The organism is Microbacterium sp. MEJ108Y (assembly GCF_000834175.1).
GTDB classification, from domain to species: Bacteria; Actinomycetota; Actinomycetes; order Actinomycetales; family Microbacteriaceae; genus Microbacterium; species Microbacterium forte.
In genome coordinates, this window is sequence record NZ_JXQX01000011.1 from 49,760 (window position 1) to 69,868 (window position 20,109).

19 protein-coding genes are annotated in these 20,109 nt (G+C 65.2%); 15 read left to right on the forward strand and 4 right to left on the reverse strand.

Going from position 1 to position 20,109, the window contains the following annotated elements:
- Positions 1 to 22: 22 nt before the first annotated feature.
- Positions 23 to 1,072: a hypothetical protein gene (locus RU09_RS06405; protein ID WP_042538688.1), complete on the forward strand. Its 1,050-nt coding sequence runs from the start codon at positions 23 to 25 to the stop codon at positions 1,070 to 1,072.
- A gap of 28 nt (positions 1,073 to 1,100) precedes the next feature.
- The gene (locus tag RU09_RS06410; RefSeq protein WP_042538690.1) at positions 1,101 to 2,108 is read left to right on the forward strand and encodes an alpha/beta hydrolase; all 1,008 of its coding nucleotides are present in this window, start codon (positions 1,101 to 1,103) and stop codon (positions 2,106 to 2,108) included.
- Between the two features lie 19 nt (positions 2,109 to 2,127).
- Here RU09_RS06410 and RU09_RS06415 read toward each other — a convergent pair whose 3' ends face one another.
- Both RU09_RS06415 and RU09_RS06420 read right to left on the reverse strand, forming a co-directional pair.
- Positions 2,128 to 2,763 (reverse strand): GntR family transcriptional regulator, encoded by a 636-nt coding sequence (locus RU09_RS06415; RefSeq protein ID WP_228385561.1) that lies wholly within the window; start codon positions 2,761 to 2,763, stop codon positions 2,128 to 2,130.
- 439 nt (positions 2,764 to 3,202) lie between these two features.
- Positions 3,203 to 3,691, reverse strand: coding sequence for a YajQ family cyclic di-GMP-binding protein (locus RU09_RS06420; protein WP_042538692.1), 489 nt, complete (start codon positions 3,689 to 3,691; stop codon positions 3,203 to 3,205).
- 187 nt (positions 3,692 to 3,878) lie between these two features.
- On the opposite strand from RU09_RS06420, the gene RU09_RS06425 reads away from it, so the two are divergent.
- The 13 genes from RU09_RS06425 to RU09_RS06480 all read left to right on the forward strand — a co-directional run bounded on the left by RU09_RS06425 (position 3,879) and on the right by RU09_RS06480 (position 16,866).
- Entirely contained in the window at positions 3,879 to 5,087 is a 1,209-nt protein-coding gene (locus RU09_RS06425) for a sugar ABC transporter substrate-binding protein (protein WP_042538694.1), read from the forward strand.
- A gap of 67 nt (positions 5,088 to 5,154) precedes the next feature.
- Positions 5,155 to 6,759, forward strand: coding sequence for an ABC transporter permease subunit (locus RU09_RS06430; protein ID WP_042538696.1), 1,605 nt, complete (start codon positions 5,155 to 5,157; stop codon positions 6,757 to 6,759).
- Between the two features lies 1 nt (position 6,760).
- Entirely contained in the window at positions 6,761 to 7,684 is a 924-nt protein-coding gene (locus tag RU09_RS06435; RefSeq protein ID WP_042538698.1) for a sugar ABC transporter permease, read from the forward strand.
- 72 nt (positions 7,685 to 7,756) lie between these two features.
- Complete coding sequence (locus RU09_RS18480) at positions 7,757 to 7,909, forward strand: hypothetical protein (RefSeq protein WP_153302240.1); 153 nt, start codon at positions 7,757 to 7,759, stop codon at positions 7,907 to 7,909.
- A 132-nt stretch (positions 7,910 to 8,041) separates the two neighbouring features.
- Positions 8,042 to 9,082 carry a hypothetical protein gene (locus tag RU09_RS06440; protein ID WP_042538699.1) on the forward strand — a complete coding sequence of 347 codons (1,041 nt, stop codon included), beginning with the start codon at positions 8,042 to 8,044 and terminating at the stop codon, positions 9,080 to 9,082.
- A 68-nt stretch (positions 9,083 to 9,150) separates the two neighbouring features.
- Positions 9,151 to 9,582: a hypothetical protein gene (locus RU09_RS06445; RefSeq protein WP_052492890.1), complete on the forward strand. Its 432-nt coding sequence runs from the start codon at positions 9,151 to 9,153 to the stop codon at positions 9,580 to 9,582.
- Between the two features lie 59 nt (positions 9,583 to 9,641).
- Complete coding sequence (locus RU09_RS06450; protein ID WP_042538702.1) at positions 9,642 to 10,289, forward strand: hypothetical protein; 648 nt, start codon at positions 9,642 to 9,644, stop codon at positions 10,287 to 10,289.
- Positions 10,290 to 10,502: 213 nt separating this feature from the next.
- Complete coding sequence (gene rpsL, locus RU09_RS06455) at positions 10,503 to 10,871, forward strand: 30S ribosomal protein S12 (protein WP_042538704.1); 369 nt, start codon at positions 10,503 to 10,505, stop codon at positions 10,869 to 10,871.
- Positions 10,872 to 10,876: 5 nt separating this feature from the next.
- Positions 10,877 to 11,347 carry a 30S ribosomal protein S7 gene (gene rpsG / locus RU09_RS06460; protein ID WP_042538706.1) on the forward strand — a complete coding sequence of 157 codons (471 nt, stop codon included), beginning with the start codon at positions 10,877 to 10,879 and terminating at the stop codon, positions 11,345 to 11,347.
- Positions 11,348 to 11,431: 84 nt separating this feature from the next.
- Positions 11,432 to 13,549 carry an elongation factor G gene (fusA, locus tag RU09_RS06465; RefSeq protein ID WP_042538708.1) on the forward strand — a complete coding sequence of 706 codons (2,118 nt, stop codon included), beginning with the start codon at positions 11,432 to 11,434 and terminating at the stop codon, positions 13,547 to 13,549.
- A gap of 148 nt (positions 13,550 to 13,697) precedes the next feature.
- A complete protein-coding gene (gene tuf / locus RU09_RS06470; RefSeq protein ID WP_042538710.1) occupies positions 13,698 to 14,888 on the forward strand; it encodes an elongation factor Tu in 1,191 nt (396 codons plus the stop codon).
- A gap of 193 nt (positions 14,889 to 15,081) precedes the next feature.
- Complete coding sequence (locus RU09_RS18050) at positions 15,082 to 15,744, forward strand: VanZ family protein (RefSeq protein WP_052492884.1); 663 nt, start codon at positions 15,082 to 15,084, stop codon at positions 15,742 to 15,744.
- 111 nt (positions 15,745 to 15,855) lie between these two features.
- Positions 15,856 to 16,866: a hypothetical protein gene (locus tag RU09_RS06480; protein WP_042538712.1), complete on the forward strand. Its 1,011-nt coding sequence runs from the start codon at positions 15,856 to 15,858 to the stop codon at positions 16,864 to 16,866.
- Between the two features lie 115 nt (positions 16,867 to 16,981).
- Here RU09_RS06480 and RU09_RS06485 read toward each other — a convergent pair whose 3' ends face one another.
- Both RU09_RS06485 and RU09_RS18875 read right to left on the reverse strand, forming a co-directional pair.
- Positions 16,982 to 19,123, reverse strand: coding sequence for a hypothetical protein (locus RU09_RS06485; RefSeq protein WP_042538714.1), 2,142 nt, complete (start codon positions 19,121 to 19,123; stop codon positions 16,982 to 16,984).
- A gap of 747 nt (positions 19,124 to 19,870) precedes the next feature.
- A complete protein-coding gene (locus tag RU09_RS18875) occupies positions 19,871 to 20,068 on the reverse strand; it encodes a hypothetical protein (RefSeq protein ID WP_231567481.1) in 198 nt (65 codons plus the stop codon).
- Positions 20,069 to 20,109 lie beyond the last annotated feature (41 nt).

Sequence of the window (20,109 nt, forward strand, 5' to 3'; positions counted from 1 at the left end):
CCGGCATCCTTAGGCTGAGTGCATGCGACTGCGCTCTCTGATCGTCTTCGGCACTGCTGCCCTGTTGCTCGTCTCAGGGTGCACCGCCGAGCCGACAGCCGAGCCGAAGCCCTCGGCTTCGCCGTCGGTGTCGCCGTCTCAGACGGCGACACCGACACCGACACCGGCGCCGATCGTCGAGCCGGAGACGGCGTTCGACGTGACGTGCGACGACGTCGCCGCGACGATGGCGGAGCTCGTGGGCGAGCCGTCGACACCTGTCGAGCCGGTGCTCTCAACAGTGTCGGCGATGAGCTGGCTTCCCGGTCCGGCGCAGCACATGTTCCAGCGGGCCGGCGGAATCGCCTGCTCGGCAGGCGACGCGGAGCGCAACTGGGAGGTCACGATCGTCCCCGATGCGCAGGCGGTGATCGCCGGCGCGACCGAGCGTCAGGGTTTCTGGGGCGAAGCGGCGAGCTGTGAGAACGGACGCTGCGGGTTCGAGCTGCCAGACGGAGACGTGCTGCTGTCGGCCACCGTCGTCGACCCCGATCTCGGCGCGGACGACACCTCTCCGATCGAAGAGGCGCTGCGGGGGATCGCGGCGTCGGCGGCGTCGAGCACGCGCGAGGTCGAGTACGTCGACAGCGACATCGTGGGTGCTCCGTGCGAGCGCTTCGTGACGCCGGAGCAGGTGGACGCCGCATTCGGAGTGTCGGACGCGGCTCTCTTCACGGATTTCGGCGGCTGGGGGATCCCTGCTGAGGTGTACGAGGTCGTCAACGGCTCCCGCATCTGCTATTTCAAGTCGGCCGGAAGCGAGTACGAGGGATCGAGCTATCTGATCCTCACGACGCTTCCCGCAGGAGCATGGGCGTTCGAGAAGCTCGATGGCGACCCCGTCGAGGTCGAGGGCGCCGATGCCGCCAAGGCCAGTGAGGGCCAGAACGGCGAGAACATCCTCGACGTGCGCGTCGGCCCCGACTGGATCCGACTGATGACCTACGACAACGGATCCGGTGCCGCCGACCCGGCTCCTCTGGCAGAGAAGGTCGTGCGCAACTTCACGGTCGGACACACCGCTCCCGAGTAGCCCGCACGCCGTCGGCTAGCCTGGCGGCATGCCTGAGTGGATACCGGACGTTCTCGGCGACGAGTTCGACCAGCTCACGCTCGAACTCGGTGAGGACGACGAGGGGCCGTTGGTCGCCACTCTCGTGCGAGCCCTGCCGCGGGAGCAGCCGTGGTGGAATCGCATGCGGGGGCATCGTCTTCCGCTCGATGACGTCGACGTGCTCTACGTGCACGGCTGGTCGGACTACTTCTTCCAGAAGAGACTCGCTCGCTTCTGGACCGCGCGAGGTGCGCGCTTCTTCGCCCTCGACCTGCGCAAGTACGGACGCAGTCTGCGCGACGGTCAGACGCCCGGGTACATCACCGACCTCGGCGCGTACGACGAGGACATCGCTGCGGCGCTGCACGCGATGGGCCGCAGCCCCGAGACGACCGCATCCACGCGGCGCCTGGTGCTTCTCGGACATTCCACGGGCGGGCTCACACTGAGCCTGTGGGCATCGCGGCACCCCGAGACAGCGGATGCAGTGATCCTGAACAGTCCGTGGCTCGAGTTCCAGGTCGCATCGGCCCGCCCGCTGATCGCCCCCGTCGCCGAGCTCCAGGCGCGGTGGGCTCCCCGCGAGGTCGCCCCGCAGGTCGATCTCGGGTTCTACACCCGGGCGCAGCAGGAGGTCGCCGACCCCGAGGATCCTGTCGAGGTGAACCTCACGTGGCGACCCGCGCAGACGATGGCCGTGCACGCGGGGTGGTTCCACGCGATCCTCTCCGGACACGCCAAGGTCGCGGCAGGACTGACGATCGACGCAGCCGTGTGCGTGCTGCTCTCCGCACGCTCGGCGACGCCCACACGATGGTCTGAAGACCTCACCCGAGCAGACTCGGTCTTGGTGGTCGACGACATCGCGCGGGCGGCGCTGAAGCTCGGTCCGTCTGTCACTGTCGAGCGCATCGACGGTGCCCTGCACGACGTCTTCCTCTCTCGCCATGAGGCGAGAGAGGAAGCGTATCGTCGCCTCGACCGGTGGGTCAGAGGCTGGACGGCCGCGCGCTGACAGCGATCAGACGCAGCGGTCAGACGTAGTGCATCAGTCGGGCCTGACGCTCTGCGTCATCGGCATCGCCGCGCAGCACCGCGTCGTGGAAGTCCCGATAGACCTGGAGCATGCGCTCCCGGTCGTTCTCGGGAACGCTCCAGCCGCGGAGGTTGCGGAACAGCGCCATGCTCGCATCGTTGATCAGCACCTGATGCTGTGCGTTCCGGCTGCGCGTGCTCAGAAACGAGAACACCGCCCACCTCGTGTTGGAGATGTGCACGTCGTCATCGAGCGCCGTGTACATCTGCTCGACGAGTTCGGCGAGGCTCTCGCGTTCTTCCTGGCTCATCCGCGCGACGCCCATTCGAGCCGCAATCCCCGCCTGATACCCCGCGAACTCGAGCGTCTGCTCGACGGTCTCGGGTGTGACCGCCGTGACCTCGGTGTATCTGCTCGGGTACATCGTCACGAGCCCGAGACGCTCGAGGCGCTGTAACGCCTCTCGCACCGGAGTCCGCGACACATGCAGTTCTTCGGCGACATCGACATCGCGGATGCGATACCCCGGCTCCAGCACACCGTCCACGATCTGCGCGCCGATGTGCTGAAAAACCTCCTCTGCTAAGAGCTGCTTGCTTTCTCTGACACTCGTCATCGAGCTGTTGGTGTTCATGGACTGCCCCCAGTTGCTTTCCAGATCCGGGCTCCCCATGATGTGCCCGGACGGCCACTACATCACGAAGTGGATCGCGATGCCAATAATCCACAGACGAGTTTTCGGACGAGCATGTCGGGGCTCGCGCTCGGTGCGTCGTCGCGGGATCAAGTACGGGTGATTTCTGTGGCCGACGGGTGTTTGGGACACCCGCCGGCCACAGACGATGGCGTGCACGGAGCTGTACTGCGCCCAGTCCCCACAAGGCGGGAACCGCGATCCGCGAAGCGCGGAGCCGTGGTTCGGCAGCGCGTCATGCATCGCCGCATCGTCTGTCGCATTCGGGACGCGACTGCATCCAGTCTCGGGCACTTCGCCCCATATATCGGAATGCGATCGGCGGGCATAGAGAAGGGGGACGGATGCCTCGGCATCCGTCCCCCTGAGATCTGCGAGGTCAGCGGTAGTTGATGAACTGCAGGTCGAGATCGAGGTCCGAGCCCTTGAGCAGGGAGATCACGGACTGCAGGTCGTCACGGCTCTTGGACTGCACGCGCAGCTCGTCGCCCTGGATCTGGCTCTTCACACCCTTGGGGCCCTCGTCGCGGATGATCTTGTTGATCTTCTTCGCGTTCTCCGACGAGATGCCGTCCTTGAGGGTCGAGACGATTCGGAACTCCTTGCCGCTCGCGAACGGGTCGCCCGACTCGAGGCTCTTGAGCGAGATGCCTCGCTTGATGAGCTTGGACTGGAAGACGTCGAGAACGGCCTTCGCACGCTCTTCGGTGCCGGCGATGATCAGGATCTGCTCGCCGCTCCAGGCGATGGACGAGCCGGTGCCTTTGAAGTCGTAGCGCTGCTCGATCTCCTTGCGCGCCTGGTTCAGGGCGTTCTCGGCCTCCTGGTGATCCACTTTCGAGACGATGTCAAAGGAACTGTCAGCCATAAGCAAAGTGTATCGACACCGTCGTTTTCATGCTCGCTTGGAAGCGCTTCCATCACGCCTCAGCCGACATTCCGCGGTTACAGCTTGATATCGAAGGCTTCTTGCATTGCGATTCCTGACGATCTCGATGCATACTGTAAGCGCTTGCAGTCCTGCAGGCCACAGCACTTCAGAGAGGGACACACCAATGAAGGTGAACAAGAGGGGCATCGTCGCCGCCGGCGTCATCGCGATCGTTTCGACTCTTACGCTTGCCGGTTGCTCGACCGCGACCGATGGCGGCGACTCGGCCGAGGGCGAGAGCAGCGGATCGCTGACCGTCTGGGTCGACGCCGAGCGTGTCGACGCGCTGCAGAGCGCCGCCGACTCCTACGAGGAGAAGACCGGGGTCAAGGTCGAACTCGTGGGCAAGTCCGTCGACGACATGAAGGACGACTTCATCCAGCAGGTGCCGACCGGCAAGGGCCCCGACGTCGTCATGGGAGCGCACGACTGGCTCGGCGAGCTGTCCACGAACGGTGTCGTCGCACCGCTCGAGCTCGGCGACTCGTCGGCCGACTACCTGCCCGTCGCACTTCAGGCTGCGACCTACGACGGCACCGTCTACATGCTTCCCTACGCGGTCGAGAACATCGCCGTGCTGCGCAACGCCGACATGGTCCCCGCCGCCGCGACGAGCTTCGACGACATGGTCTCGAAGGGCACCTTCGTGGTCGAGCAGGGCACCGAGGGCAACCCGTACCACCTGTACCCGTTCCAGACGGCATTCGGCGCCCCGGTCTTCGGCACCGACGACTCGGGGAGCTACGACTCGAGCGACCTCCAGCTCGGCAGCGAGGGCGGCTTCGCCTTCGCCGACTGGCTCGCCGCTCAGGGCGCAGCGGGCACCTTGAACACCGACATCGACGGCGAGATCGCCAAGCAGCAGTTCCTCGACGGCACCGCGGCCTTCTGGCTGACCGGCCCGTGGAACGTCGGCGCCGCGACCGACGCCGGCATCAACGTCGCGATCGACCCGATCCCGAGCCCCACGGGCGAGACCGCCTCGCCGTTCGCCGGCGTCAAGGGCTTCTTCGTGAGCTCCGAGTCGAAGAACAAGGTCGCCGCGAACGACTTCCTCGTGAACTACATCGGCACCGAAGAGGTGCAGCTCGAGCTGTTCAAGGCAGGAAACGTCCTGCCCGCGCTGACGGCCGCAGCCGACTCCGCAGCATCCGACCCGATCATCGCCGGCTTCCAGGCCGTCGGTGAGGACGCGGTGCCGATGCCGGCCATCCCCGCCATGGGCTCCGTGTGGGAGTTCTGGGGCGTCGCAGAGGCTGCCATCATCAACGGCTCCGACCCGACGACGACGTGGCAGAAGCTCGTCGACGACGTGACCGCAGCAATCAAGTAACGACACCCAGCACCATCCCTGCCGGGGCGGACCTCGTCCGCCCCGGCAGCTCGACGACGGGGACGAGATGACAGAACTCGCTGAGCCCACGGCTCCACTGAACAAGCGCCAGCGCCAGGCGGCGAAGATCGCCGAGGCCGCGTCCGGGCCCATCGGCTGGATGCTGCTGAAGATCCTGCTGCTCGCCGTCGTCGACGCCATCGCGCTGTACGCGGCGTTCGTCCTCTTCGGCCAGCAGGAGTGGCTGGTGCTCGGCCTGGTCGTGGCCGTCACGGTGCTCGTCAACTACATCTACTTCTCGCGCAAGCGAATTCCCGCGAAGTATCTGACCCCCGGCATCATCTTCCTGATCATCTTCCAGGTGTTCACGCTGCTGTACACGGGGTACATCGGCTTCACGAACTACGGCACCGGGCACAACGGCACGAAGGACCAGGCGATCTCGTCGCTCCTCGCCTCCGCCCAGGAGCGTGTCGAGGATTCCGCCACCTATCCGGTCACGGTCGTCGAGCAGTTCGGCACCTATGGTCTGCTCGTGACCGACCCCGAGTCGGGTGACGCGCTGCTCGGCACCGCTGAGCAGCCCCTGCAGGAGGTCGACGCCGAGTTCGAGGGCGATCAGGCCGTGGCCGTCGACGGCTGGACCACGCTCCCGCTCGCGAAGGTGTTCACCCTGTCGGAAGAGCTCGAGCAGCTCTCGGTTCCCTTCAGCGACGACCCCAATGACGGCAGCCTGCGCGCCCCCGACGGACAGAAGGGGTACCTGTACGTCTCGACGCTCGAGTACGACGCAGACGCCGACACCATCACCGACACGACGACCGGCGCGGTGTACTCCGACACCGGTCAGGGGTCGTTCATCGCCGAGGACGGCGCCGAGTTGCTGCCCGGCTGGCAGACCACCGTCGGCTTCGACAACTTCGTTCGTGCGGTGAGCGACGAGAACATCCGCGGTCCGCTCATCTCGGTGACGATCTGGACCTTCGTGTTCGCACTGCTCTCGGTCGCGACCACGTTCTTCCTCGGACTGCTGCTCGCACTGGTCTTCAACAACACGCGGATGCGGTTCCGCAACGGCTATCGGATCATCCTGATCCTCCCGTATGCGTTCCCGGCGTTCCTGTCGGCCCTCGTCTGGGCAGGCATGATGAACGAGAGCTTCGGATTCATCAACCAGGTGATCTTCGGGGGAGCGGACATCCCGTGGCTCACCGACCCGAACCTCGCGAAGGTGTCGGTGCTCCTGGTCAACCTCTGGCTGGGCTTCCCCTACATGTTCCTCGTCTGCATGGGCGCCCTGCAGGGCATTCCCGAGGACGTGAATGAGGCCGCCGTGATGGATGGCGCAAACCCCTGGCAGGTCTTCCGCCGCATCAAGCTGCCGCTGCTGCTCGTGACGGTCGCGCCGCTGCTGATCTCGTCCTTCGCGTTCAACTTCAACAACTTCAACCTGATCTACATGCTGACAAAGGGCGGGCCGCGGTTCGAGGACGTCAGCATCCCGGTCGGGCACACCGACATCCTGATCTCGATGGTCTACAAGGTGGCGTTCACGGGTCAGTCCCGTGACTACGGCCTCGCCTCCGCGTTCACGATCCTGATCTTCATCGTGGTCGCGACGATCTCGATCATCAGCTTCCGCAAGACCAAGGCCCTCGAGGAGCTGAACTGACATGAGCACCACGGACACCGGCACCGCCCGCCCCGTCGCCGTCGCGCAGAACCTCGCGGCCCGTCGCCGCAGCTTCGGCGCGTGGTTCGCAGACACCGGATGGCGCCATGTGGTCGCCATCGTCGTGAGCGCCTTCGCGCTCTTCCCGCTGCTGTACGTCGTCTCGGCGTCTCTCAATCCGAAGGGCACGCTTACCGGCTCGAACCAGCTCTTCTCCGCGTTCGGCTTCGACAGCTACGTGCGCATCCTCAGCGATCCGCAGAACCCCTACGGCCTGTGGTTCCTGAACACGCTGGTCATCGCCGTGGTGACCGGCGCCGTGACCGTCTTCATCGGCGCCCTGGCTGCATATGCCTTCTCGCGCATGCGCTTCGCCGGCCGTCGCATCGGCCTCGTGACGATCGTCGTCGTGCAGATGTTCCCGCAGCTCCTGGCCGTGGTGGCGATCTTCCTGCTGATGTCGACGCTCGGGGACTGGTTCCCCGCCATCGGCCTGAACACGCACACCGGTCTGATCCTCGTCTACCTCGGTGGCGCGCTCGGCGTGAACACCTACCTGATGTACGGCTTCTTCAACACCCTCCCGATGGAGCTCGACGAGGCCGCCCGCATCGACGGCGCCGGTCACGCCCGCATCTTCTTCACGATGATCCTGCCGCTGGTCGCCCCGATCCTCGCGGTGGTCGCGCTGCTGTCGTTCATCGGCACGGTCAACGAGTACGTGATCGCGAGTGTCATGCTCGTCGACGTCGACCAGCAGACCCTGGTCGTCGGCCTGACGAAGCTCGTCGCGAACCCGCGCTACGCCGACTGGTCGGCGTTCTCGGCCGGCGCGGTGATGGCGGCGATCCCGGTGATGATCCTCTTCCTTTTCCTTCAGCGATACATCGTCGGCGGGCTGACGGCCGGCGCGACGAAGGGCTGACCTGCGGTCGTGGTCGCATCGTTCGCGGCGTTGCGACCGCCGGCGCGGCGCCGGCGGTCGTAGCGTGATGGCATGACGCGTGTCGCGGGGCGAAACGCGGTGATCAGCTGGATCGCCGCAGTGCTGTGCATCGGCGTGGTGGGCGCCCTGATCTGGTTCTCGATGCCGATCGTGCCGGTCGTCGCGTCGTTCATCGGCGACGCCCTTCGCGCCACCCTTCGCTGACGATGCCGCCGCATCTCGTCCTGAGGACGAGATGCGTGATCACGGGCTCAGCGACACGTCGGCACGCCTCCGTCGGGGCGCGGGCGCGCGGCGGTAATCTCGCAGAGCACACATCCGATGAGAGGCGCACCCATGAGTGACCCCGAGGTTCCACAGCCCGAGCGGCCGAAAGACGTCAACGACGTCGTCGACAGCGCGAACGCTGGACTCGACGACGCCGCCGCAGCGAGTGCAGGCGTGCATGGCACGCCCGCGGATCCCACGCACGAGACGTCGGCTCCCGCTCCGACCCAGCCCGCCGTCGACCCCGATGTCGCCGCATTCGAGGCTGCCGAGAACGAACACCCCGGCACCTTCGCGACGCCGGAGCTCAACGACCCGAAGTACCTCGACGACGCAGACGACACGACGAAGTCGTGGAACACGGATGCCGACGCGACGAAGTCCTGGAACACGGATGCCGACGCGACGGCCGCGTACACGCCGCCGGCCGCGCACGAGCAGTCCGCCCTGGCCGGAGCCGCGTACTCGTCGGCCGACCAGACGGAGACCCGGATCGTCCCGTCGGAGCCGGCAGCCGCCGAGCCGGTCGTCGTTCCGATCCAGCAGCAGCCGATCTTCGTCCAGGCTCCCGAGCCGCCCCGTGAACGAGGCAACCGCGGCACCGCGGGCGCGATCGGCCTGCTCGCGACCATCGCCTTCGCGATCCTCTACCTGGGCGCGACGCTCGGCCTCCGTGCCGTCGCGGGTGACATCACCGGCGAGAACATCGGCGAAGCCGCTCTCGCTCCGCTGATGACATGGGGCTACTGGGTTCCGGTCGTCGGGTTCTTCCTCGGCTTCTGGCTGCTCGGCGCCTTCATCAACCGCGGACGCTGGGGACTCTGGGTGGTCTTCGGCATCATCGTCGGTCTCATCGCCTACGGCGGGCACATCCTCGGGGCGCTCTTCGAGGCGCCGTTCTGGCTGCTCACCGCTCGGGAGGGCAGCGAGCTCATCGGAGCGCAGCTCTTCCACCCGCTCGCCATCGCGGCTTTCGTCTTCGCCCGTGAGCTGACCATCTGGTTCGGCGCATGGGTCGCCCGCAGCGGGGCACGCAAGACCGAGCTCAACGCCGAAGCGCAGCGCGAGTACGAGCGCACGCTCGAGGCCGGCCCGACGCTGGCGAGGTAGTCACGAACATGTCGTCACCGAACCCCCGTGGACCCGAGTCCCCGGGGGTTTCGGTCATTCTGGCGTTGGTGCTCGCCTCCATCAGCTTCTTCGCGCTGGCGGTGTTCGGCCTCGGCGCGGTGAGCATCGCCACCGACAGCGACATCATCGCCGTCCCCGGTCTCGGTCAGCTGCCCGGCGCGATCGGGATGCTGGCGGCCGTGGTGGCGTTCGCGTTGTCGCTGTGGTCGTCGCTGCGGCGGACGCAGCCGTCGTTCGTGTCGGCGCCGGCGGTCGCATTGGCCACGGCGCTCGCGCACCTGGTCGTCGTGTGGATCGGCGTCGCCGCCGCCAGTGGCGACATCATCGTCGCGACGGTCGTCGCGGGTGATCTCGTGCGCGGGGGAGCGAGCGCGGTGCTCCTCGTCGCGTCCGCGATCGCGGCCTGGGGCGGCATCGCGCTCCGGCGCACGCGTGCTCAGCATCCGCAGTGGCCCTGGGAGCGCAAAGAAGACGAGTGACGCCCCGCCGTGGCGTGGAAATCTCCACGTCGGCGGCGGCCGCGCCGTACGCTCTAGGTGTGGAGCGCTCGTTGGAGACGCAGGTCGACCAGGCCGTCGAGGCCTGGTTGCGCTGGGTGCCGCGCTGGGAGCCGGCGACCCATCGCGGTCGGGTCGCGCCCTGTCGACGTTGTCTGGGGTCGCCGATCCTGTCTGCGGCGGGCATCGGCTCGAACACGCCGCACGGTGTGCAGCACGGTCTCTCCACGCGGATCAAGACGATCGTCGACCACGCCGTGGCCGAGTACACCGCCAGGAACCTGCCGATGCTGCAGCGCGAACTCGACCAGCAGGCCGCGCGCAACCGGGCACGCAGCTACCGCCCGGCCGACGGTCTGGATCCCGAGTTCGACGGGCTGCCGCTCGACCCCGAGCCGGTTCCGGGCGCCCCGTTCCTCTTCACGATCGCCGGCATGGCCGACGAGGCAGTCGCCGATCTGCCGCCTCTGCCCCCGTTGAGCGACGAGGCGAAGGTCGCCCTGCGTCAAGAGGTCGCCCTCGCCGACGAGTACGCGAACATGGTCGGTCGCGAGATCTGCGGCATCCTGCTGCGCCACCGCATCTACATCCAGGCTGCGATCTCGCAGCATGTCGAGCCGCAGATCGAGGCGCTGCTGGCTGAACTCACCGACTCGCTCGACTCCCCGTTCGACGCGGATCAGTCGTAGATCGCTGCAGCCCTCATTTGACCACCACGTTACGTGGCATTACACTTGATCAGGTGTGTGCACGTCTCGACGTGCGCGCTGGGCGTCGGCACCATGCCGGTCCGCCCCCACGGCATACCCACCACCACAAAGGCACGTCGATTCCGGCGTGCCGGTGGGTCACTGATGTGAAACCCATCACGCTGTCACCGTGCAGCATTATGAGGAGAGAACGTGCCAACCATTCAGCAGTTGGTTCGCAAGGGTCGCTCGCCCAAGGTCACCAAGACCAAGGCGCCCGCACTCAAGTCGAACCCGCAGCAGGCCGGGGTCTGCACCCGCGTCTACACCACCACCCCGAAGAAGCCGAACTCGGCGATGCGCAAGGTCGCTCGTGTGAAGCTCCGCAACGGCACCGAGGTGACCGCCTACATCCCGGGCGAGGGTCACAACCTCCAGGAGCACTCGCTGGTGCTCGTCCGCGGTGGTCGTGTCAAGGACCTCCCCGGTGTTCGCTACAAGATCGTCCGTGGCGCCCTGGACACCCAGGCCGTCAAGAACCGTAAGCAGGCTCGCAGCCTCTACGGCGCAAAGAAGGGCTGAGTCCAATGCCTCGTAAGGGTCCCGCCCCCAAGCGTCCCGTCGTCAACGACCCGGTATACGGCGCTCCGATCGTCAGCCAGCTGGTCAACAAGATCCTGGTCGACGGTAAGAAGTCGCTCGCCGAGTCGATCGTCTACAACGCCCTCAAGGGCGTCGAGGCGAAGAACGGTCAGGATGCCGTCGCCACTCTGAAGAAGGCGCTCGACAACGTGCGCCCGACTCTCGAGGTCAAGAGCCGCCGCGTCGGTGGCTCGACCTACCAGGTTCCGGTCGAGGTCAAGCCGCACCGCGCGAACACCCTCGCGCTGCGCTGGCTCGTCAGCTACGCCAAGGGTCGTCGTGAGAAGACGATGACCGAGCGTCTCCAGAACGAGATCCTCGACGCGTCGAACGGTCTCGGTGCAGCGGTCAAGCGCCGCGAGGACACGCACAAGATGGCCGAGTCGAACCGCGCGTTCGCTCACTACCGCTGGTAAACAGCTTCGCCTGCCCCCGGCCACACGCCGGGGGCAGGCACCCCCTCTTCGCAGTACGACTGCCAAAAAGATAAGGACACTCCTGTGGCACAAGACGTGCTCACCGACCTGAGCAAGGTTCGGAACATCGGCATCATGGCTCACATCGATGCCGGCAAGACCACCACCACCGAGCGCATCCTGTTCTACACGGGCGTCAACCACAAGCTCGGCGAGACCCACGACGGTGCCTCGACCACCGACTGGATGGAGCAGGAGAAGGAGCGCGGCATCACGATCACGTCTGCCGCCGTGACCTGCTACTGGAACAAGAACCAGATCAACATCATCGACACCCCCGGTCACGTGGACTTCACGGTCGAGGTGGAGCGCTCGCTCCGCGTCCTCGACGGTGCTGTCGCAGTGTTCGACGGCAAGGAGGGCGTCGAGCCCCAGTCCGAGACCGTGTGGCGTCAGGCTGACAAGTACAACGTCCCCCGCATCTGCTTCGTCAACAAGATGGACAAGCTCGGCGCGGACTTCTACTTCACCGTCGACACCATCATCAACCGCCTCGGCGCCAAGCCGCTGGTCATCCAGCTGCCCATCGGTGCAGAGAACGACTTCGTCGGCGTCATCGACCTCGTCGAGATGCGTGCGCTCGTCTGGGCTGGTGACTCCAAGGGTGACGTCACCATGGGCGCCTCCTACGAGGTCCAGGAGATCCCCGCCGACCTCAAGGACAAGGCAGACGAGTACCGTCAGCAGCTCCTCGAGACCGTCGCCGAGACCGACGACGCTTTGCTCGAGAAGTTCTTCGGTGGCGAAGACCTGACCGTCGCCGAGATCAAGGGCGCGATCCGCAAGCTCACCGTGGCTTCCGAGATCTACCCGGTCCTCTGCGGCTCGGCGTTCAAGAACCGTGGCGTCCAGCCGATGCTCGACGCGGTCGTCGACTACCTGCCGAACCCGCTCGACGTGGGCTCGATCCAGGCTCACGACCCCAAGGACTACGACACGATCATCGAGCGTCACCCCGACGCGAAGGATCCGTTCGCGGCTCTCGCGTTCAAGGTCGCGGTGCACCCGTTCTTCGGTCGCCTCACCTACGTGCGCGTCTACTCGGGCCAGCTCGACTCCGGAGCCCAGGTCGTCAACTCGACCAAGGGCAAGAAGGAGCGCATCGGAAAGATCTTCCAGATGCACGCCAACAAGGAGATCCCGGTCCCCTCGGTCACTGCGGGCAACATCTACGCCGTCATCGGTCTGAAGGACACCACCACCGGTGACACCCTCACCGACCCGGCCTCGCCGGTCGTCCTCGAGTCGATGACGTTCCCCGAGCCCGTCATCGAGGTCGCCATCGAGCCGAAGACCAAGGCCGACCAGGAGAAGCTGGGTGTCGCCATCCAGAAGCTCGCTGAAGAGGACCCGACCTTCCGCACGGAGCTCAACCCCGAGACCGGTCAGACGACCATTAAGGGCATGGGCGAGCTGCACCTCGACATCCTCGTCGACCGCATGAAGCGCGAGTTCAACGTCGAGGCCAACGTCGGCAAGCCGCAGGTCGCGTACCGCGAGACGATCCGCAAGGGCGTCGAGAAGTACGACTACACGCACAAGAAGCAGACCGGTGGTTCGGGTCAGTTCGCGAAGATCCAGTTCAACATCGAGCCGCTCGACCTCGACGACGAGAAGACGTACGAATTCGTCAACTCGGTCACCGGTGGTCGCATCCCGCGTGAGTACATCGGCTCGATCGATGCCGGCTTCCAGGATGCGATGAACGTCGGCGTGCTCGCCGGATACCCGATCGTCGGCGTCAAGGCGACGATCGTCGATGGTGCTGCTCACGACGTCGACTCTTCGGAGATGGCGTTCAAGATCGCAGGATCCATGGGTATGAAGGAAGCTCTTCGTCGGGCCAACCCGACGCTCCTCGAGCCGCTCATGGCGGTCGAGGTGCGTACTCCCGAGGAGTACATGGGCGACGTCATCGGTGACCTGAACTCGCGTCGCGGCCAGATCCAGTCGATGGAAGACGCCGCAGGCGTCAAGGTCGTCCGTGCGCACGTGCCGCTGTCCGAGATGTTCGGCTACATCGGCGACCTGCGCTCGAAGACCTCGGGTCGCGCCGTCTACTCGATGGAGTTCAACAGCTACGCTGAGGTTCCCCGCGCTGTGGCCGACGAGATCGTCCAGAAGCACCAGGGCGGCGAGTAACACTTTCCTGGGAGCCGGGTTTCGGCTCGGCTCCCAGGTCACCTACAACTTCACATTCCCTCTCTACTAAACTGAGATTCACACCCGTAGAGAACCGGTCGCAAACCAGTGCCCGGCACCCTCTACATGACGTCCTGAGGAGGACCCAGTGGCTAAGGCCAAGTTCGAGCGGACCAAGCCGCACGTCAACATCGGAACCATCGGTCACGTTGACCACGGCAAGACCACGCTCTCCGCAGCGATCTCGAAGGTGCTTGCTGACAAGTTCCCGTCTGACACCAACGTGCAGCGCGACTTCGCTTCCATCGACTCGGCGCCGGAAGAGCGCCAGCGTGGAATCACCATCAACATCTCGCACATCGAGTACGAGACCCCGAAGCGCCACTACGCGCACGTTGACGCCCCCGGCCACGCCGACTACGTCAAGAACATGATCACCGGTGCTGCTCAGATGGACGGCGCGATCCTCGTGGTCGCCGCCACCGACGGCCCGATGGCTCAGACGCGTGAGCACGTGCTGCTCGCCAAGCAGGTCGGCGTGCCGTACCTGCTCGTCGCGCTGAACAAGTCCGACATGGTCGACGACGAGGAGATCCTGGAGCTCGTCGAGCTCGAGGTCTCCGAGCTGCTCGCTTCGCAGGGCTTCGCCGAGGACGCTCCTGTCGTCCGCGTCTCCGCTCTCAAGGCCCTCGAGGGCGACGAGAAGTGGGTTCAGTCGATCCTCGACCTCATGGAGGCCGTGGACGAGAACGTTCCGGACCCCGTGCGCGACAAGGACAAGCCGTTCCTGATGCCCGTCGAGGACGTCTTCACGATCACCGGTCGTGGAACCGTCGTCACCGGCCGCGCCGAGCGTGGCACGCTGGCCATCAACTCCGAGGTCGAGATCGTCGGACTCCGTCCGACCGTCAAGACCACGGTCACGGGTATCGAGATGTTCCACAAGCAGCTCGACGAGGCATGGGCCGGCGAGAACTGTGGTCTCCTGCTCCGTGGCACGAAGCGTGAGGACGTCGAGCGCGGTCAGGTCATCGTCAAGCCGGGTTCGGTCACGCCGCACACCGACTTCGCCGGTACCGCGTACATCCTGTCGAAGGATGAGGGTGGGCGTCACAACCCGTTCTACACGAACTACCGCCCGCAGTTCTACTTCCGCACCACCGACGTCACCGGCGTCATCACGCTGCCTGAGGGCACCGAGATGGTCATGCCCGGCGACACCACTGACGTGACGGTCGAGCTGATCCAGCCGATCGCCATGGAAGAGGGCCTCGGCTTCGCCATCCGTGAGGGTGGACGCACCGTCGGCGCCGGTACGGTCACGAAGATCATCAAGTAAGCATCTGCTTTCTCGCACAGGGGTCGGGCCTTCGGGTCCGGCCCCTTTGTCGTACCCGGGTGCGGACATGTCGTGAGCGCGCAGGTTCTCGGCGACTTCGCGGTGAGACGCGACTCGTGACGGATAACATGGCCCGAGCCTGCCTGCGGGCATCGCCGTCGCCCGACCTCGGGCGTGAGAGAGGAACGCGACCATGACACAGATCCAGGTGGGACCCCCGCCGCCGCGAAGCCACGCGCGGCTGTGGATCTCGACGCTGCTGCTGATCGTGTACTCCGCGTTCGTGCTGCTGGTCACGATGTGGCCGCAGCCTGAGCAGCTCGAGTTCGACAGCATCGCGGGGCGTGTGCTCCGTGCGCTGCACAACCTCGGCGTCCCCGAGCGATTCGACTACAACGAACTCGAGTTCGCCGCCAACATCGGCATGTTCGTGCCGCTCGGTTTCCTGCTCGGCCTCGCACTCGCACGCAAAGCGTGGTGGGTCGCGATCTTCCTGCTGCCCGCCTTCTCGGGAGCGATCGAGTTCACGCAGGGCATCGCGCTCGACGAGCGCGTATCGACCGTGCTCGACGTGCTGGCGAACACGATCGGCGGATACACGGGCCTGCTGCTCGCGATGATCCTCAGGGCGATGATTCACGCCAGAGATCGCACCATGATCGAGCGCGAGCTGTGGGAGCGTCGTGCAGCCGCCGCCGAACTGCAGCGGCAGAACGCCGCTCGTGCTGTGGCTCGCGCGACGCAGACGTCGCAGCCGGTGCCGGCGTGGGCCGAGGAGCCCGATCCGGTGACTCGTGTGCTGGACGCGGACTTCTGGGAGACGGGTGACGCGCCTACGGTGCGGATTCCTGTGTAGCGGCGCGAGCCGTGCTTACGGGTCCGGTGCAGCGCGGGGGCCAGTTCGACTACAGGCAGGCCGATAGGATTTCGTGGGCTGGACAACCAGCATCCTGACCGGAGGTACGCCATGAACGCCAGAGATCAAGATCGAGGGACCCTTTCGGACTGGCGTATCGAGAACGACGTTCTGGTGTCGAGCAGCGGAGTCGCGTTTCTCGCCGGCGGAAATCAGCAGCCGCTCAAGTATGCGACCGGCGAGCTGACACCGGCGCCGGAGTCCGTTCGCGTCTTCTCTCGCAACCTCGAGGCTCGCGCTGCCGACACCACCACGCGAGGTGTGGGTTACGCGCATGTCATCTTCCCAGACAAGCAGTCCGTCCTGACTGAGGACTTTCCGTTCCAACCGGTCGTCCGGTTGGGAGAGACGTATCTGGAGCAGCTTCCGGCGACGATGGTTCCGCGCGTCGTCTATCCCGTGAACCAGCTTCGGCAGCAGCCCAACAGCAGTTTGCCTCTTGACACCCATCTGTCGCACACAGGCTCGCTCGTCGTCCTGCGCGAGATGATGGCGGCTGTCGGGGTGGAGGCGCCCGAGGCACTCGATCGAGTAGCGAGTAGGATCATGCGACCACGCCGGTGGCCAGGAGATCTCGGGAGCAAGTTGAATCCGGAGCGCTTTCAAGAGGCACTCCAGCTCCATCCTGATTGGGAAGTGCAGGAGTTCAACAGCGGAGGCGGCTTCAACGACGGGATGATCGACATCCTCCTCAGTCCGGAAGCGCCGATCAACAAGACGGTCCTGTTGTTCGGAGACTCCTTCTTCAGGCTGATGCTGAAACATCTGAGTGGAGTCTTCACCCGGGTGGTGTGTCTGAGGACCAGGTTCTATCACCGCGAGATGGTCGAACTGATCGAGCCTGACCTTATCTTCACCGGGAACGCCGAGCGTTACCTTTCTCGCGTCTACTCGGACGAGAACGCCTTGCCGTTCGCGCTCTACCGTGCGTCACGTGGTATCGCAGAGCCCTTTGAGCCCGAGTTCCTCGAGGCCTGGAGAAGCATCAGCTCACCGCGCGCCGCGCAGTCGCGAGCGTTCCTTGCCGACCGGCGGGTGCCGCGCGGTACGTCCCGGTCGTAAGAGGGCATTCTGGCGGGTTGGCGACGTCCCCGATCGGGGAACCCACCATCGAGGGCAGCTGCCACCCGTGCCGGTGGACTCTCGTGTTCGTTTGCGAAGACAGTCAGGCGCTTGATCACGCCGTCCGCGTGTCTCCCTTCCGCAACGAATCCAGTTCGCGCCGTGCTGTGCGTAGCTCGGCTTCGAGTCTGCGGTTCTCGCTGGCTGCCTGCCGTAGTTCGAGATGAAGATCGTAGACGTCGGTGTCTCTCGCAAAAGCCGCGTCGTTTCCAGTCGCGGCATCGATGACGAGGTCGGGCACGTCCACTACGGGAACGCCATCGAGCGTGTCGGAGGCAGACATATCGACAAGCGCTCCTTTCTGACGTCCGTCGAAAAGCGCTGTGGTTCCTGACTTCGCGCGCAATACGGTTCGGGCCTCGAGGGTTTCCGTTCCCGCCGCCGCGTTGAACTTGAGCGGGAGCTCGTAGCCGTGCGAGTAGCACAGGGACGTCAGCAGCGAATAGAGCCGGGTCATCTTGATCGAGGGGATGTCCGCGCGCGCGGTGGTGATCGCGGATCGTGTCTTCTCTTTGTCGAAGTAGTCCCATAGCGGACTCGATCCGCATTCGTCGATGATCTGAAGAAAGCGCCTCTGCAAGGGGGACTTGAAGAACAGCGCGGACTGCCAGCCCGATGCCGATACAAGTTGGCGAGTGTTCCGCACGGGGGGGACATGGACGGCACTGCAACCCGCGTTCAGCTCCAGACCCTGATGCCAACCGTGTTCAGCGAACGGCAAGTCGACCAGGTTGAAAGCGCTTCTCTTGATGATCTCGTAATGAATGCGCTCGTCGTTGCGCCATTCCTGCGGCGCCAGGAAGGAGAGGTCGATCAGATCCGGGTCGTAGAGAGGATGCACCGGGTGGCTCGCCCACAACGCCCCTTGGGAAAACTGAGCGCTTTCCCAAGACTGCATGCCCTCGATGCGGAAGACCCCTCCGAGCTGAGCCACGCTGGCACCGCTGTCGACGTAGTAGCGTGCACGGTCAGCCAGCTGTTCTCTGAGCTCGGCGGCAGCGTCGGTCCGCAAGAGATCGTTGGGGTCGACATTGTTTCCTGCAAACATCCTACGAGCGAAGTCCTCGGGGGAATCATAGGGAGTGCTGAACCACTTGTCCCGATACACCTCACCCACGTGGCCCTGGAGCAGGACCGCGGGCGAAATGCCCGGGCTTCCTCCACCATCCCAGACCGGCAGCATTCCGTCGTAGCGGAAGACCGCTCCAAGTCGCTGCCTGAATATGTCTCCGGAGGAGAAGCTTGCCGGCTTGGGAATGTTGTTGGTGAACTCCGCGCCGATAGCGTCCGCCACGCTACGTCCGACAGCCACGTCTGGGTGGTCAGGGACACCGTTCGAGAAAGCCGAGAGGGTGGTTGGCAGCGGCCCGGTCATGGTGGCCAGAGCGGCGATGGCTCGTGAGTCGCGACCACCCGTGAGCGCCAGATTCACCCTCGCTCCCGTGTCGAACACTGCTCTGAGCGAGGCAGCCATCTCGCCGATCACACGGTCCAGCACCGCCTCCGGGTCCCGTTGAAGTTCTGCCCGCATCTCGCCGCCGTCTTGCCGATTCAGATACGAGAGGGGGCGCTGATGGACCAGGACTCGGCTGTCTTTGACCCCGAGCCAGCCGCCTTGCGGAACGCGACGAATGCCGCTGACGAGGGTGTCCTCGCCCAGCGGCCAGAAGGCGATGGCCTGCCAAGCGAGGCTTCTGAAATCGAAGCCCAAGTGCGGCACCAAAGCCTGAATCAGACGGGGCCGCGTCGCGACGATGCTTGTCCCGTCTGACGCCTCGTGGTAAAAGAGCGGAACCATGGACAGGGGGTCGCTGACGAAGGCCGCGTCATCTCCATCGAAGTGACAGATACCGTAGTCGCCGGCGAGGCGTTCGCGCAGGGTCGGCGAGCCTCCGCCTCTGATCTCGCGGGCGATCGCCTCGGCAGGTAGGAGATGCGCGTCGTCCCGCCCGCGCCTGATCGCGTGGCCTTTGAGGAGGGTGACGGCTCCGTCTCGATCCGTGTGCCTCTGGTCGCCGGCACGATAGAGGTGAGTCGAGCGTGAGAACTGCATGGCTGCCATGCGTCGGTTCGCTGAGACGAACCGCTCCGTGCCTTCAGCGCGATACCCCAGCGCCGCGATCAGGGCAGACGCCCGGTTGTCGACGATCTGCGCAGCCTGGCCGGTCCGATCACTGATGAACACGTAGTCGCTCATTGTTCAGCCACTCCCCATATCTCCGTGTGTAGGCGTGTCTGCCTTCAGTAGCGTACATGCGTGCGCTGGCGCCCGACCTTCCTTCGCGAGCTGCCCGAGGGACACCACAGGGGGGTGCGGATCCTGGTCGGGCAAGGCCGTGCGATACTCTGGCTTGGGCTCGTGATCCGTTAAGGCAGGTCTTCTGCGCGCCGTACTAGGAGGGGTGGAGCTGCCGAAATGACAGCACTGATCGGAGTGATCGACGGTTTCAACGGGCGGGGTGTATTCGGCTGGGCTCGTCGTCACGATGACGAAGCGAGCCTTCGCCTCGACATCAAGCTCGACGGCTTGCTCGTTGCCGAGAACGTCCCCGCTGATCGGTTGCGAAAGGACCTGGTTTCCGCCGGTGACACGCACGGCAGGCACGGCTTCGTGTGGGAACTCCCCGCATCCGCGACCTTCGGGGATCGGGTGAAGGTCGCAGTGTTGGCGAGCGGATCGGGCGAAGTGATCGCAGAGCGAGAGTTCGGGGCGCCTTTCAGCGGCACGCCCTGGCGCGGTGCCATCCGCGAGCCCAAGAAGGGGGCGCTGAGCGGCTGGGTGAAGCTGAACGGCAGGAACGACCCGGTCGTTGCCGACGTGTACCTGGACGAACATCGCGTGGCTTCAGGTTTCATGTGCGACCGCGCAGTTCCGGAGCTCGCCACGGAAGACGGAGCGGGAGCATGGGGATTCAACGTTCCCATCGGCCGATTCCGCACCTCGTCAGAATCTGTCGTGGTGTCGCTCCGCGATCCCGCAGACGGGTCGATCATGCTCGAGAGAGAGGTGAGCACCGCAGCCCTCAAAGACTCGTACCGCGGCAGCCTCGAAGTCACCGACGCCGCTGACGTGCGCGGATGGGCCATCAATGAGAACTGGCCGGACGACGTCTTCGATGTGGAAGTGCTTCTCGACGGTCATCCATATCTGACGGTCAAGAACTCGCTACCCCGAAATGACTT

Bases quoted from the DNA above. Each gene is read 5' to 3' on its own strand.
- RU09_RS06405 (WP_042538688.1), top strand. From the start codon at position 23: ATGCGACTGCGCTCTCTGATCGTCTTCGGCACTGCTGCCCTGTTGCTC.
- RU09_RS06410 (WP_042538690.1), top strand. From the start codon at position 1,101: ATGCCTGAGTGGATACCGGACGTTCTCGGCGACGAGTTCGACCAGCTC.
- RU09_RS06415 (WP_228385561.1), bottom strand. From the start codon at position 2,763: ATGAACACCAACAGCTCGATGACGAGTGTCAGAGAAAGCAAGCAGCTC.
- RU09_RS06420 (WP_042538692.1), bottom strand. From the start codon at position 3,691: ATGGCTGACAGTTCCTTTGACATCGTCTCGAAAGTGGATCACCAGGAG.
- RU09_RS06425 (WP_042538694.1), top strand. From the start codon at position 3,879: ATGAAGGTGAACAAGAGGGGCATCGTCGCCGCCGGCGTCATCGCGATC.
- RU09_RS06430 (WP_042538696.1), top strand. From the start codon at position 5,155: ATGACAGAACTCGCTGAGCCCACGGCTCCACTGAACAAGCGCCAGCGC.
- RU09_RS06435 (WP_042538698.1), top strand. From the start codon at position 6,761: ATGAGCACCACGGACACCGGCACCGCCCGCCCCGTCGCCGTCGCGCAG.
- RU09_RS18480 (WP_153302240.1), top strand. From the start codon at position 7,757: ATGACGCGTGTCGCGGGGCGAAACGCGGTGATCAGCTGGATCGCCGCA.
- RU09_RS06440 (WP_042538699.1), top strand. From the start codon at position 8,042: ATGAGTGACCCCGAGGTTCCACAGCCCGAGCGGCCGAAAGACGTCAAC.
- rpsG (WP_042538706.1), top strand. From the start codon at position 10,877: ATGCCTCGTAAGGGTCCCGCCCCCAAGCGTCCCGTCGTCAACGACCCG.
- RU09_RS18050 (WP_052492884.1), top strand. From the start codon at position 15,082: ATGACACAGATCCAGGTGGGACCCCCGCCGCCGCGAAGCCACGCGCGG.
- RU09_RS06480 (WP_042538712.1), top strand. From the start codon at position 15,856: ATGAACGCCAGAGATCAAGATCGAGGGACCCTTTCGGACTGGCGTATC.
- RU09_RS06485 (WP_042538714.1), bottom strand. From the start codon at position 19,123: ATGAGCGACTACGTGTTCATCAGTGATCGGACCGGCCAGGCTGCGCAG.
- RU09_RS18875 (WP_231567481.1), bottom strand. From the start codon at position 20,068: ATGACCGTCGAGAAGCACTTCCACATCGAAGACGTCGTCCGGCCAGTT.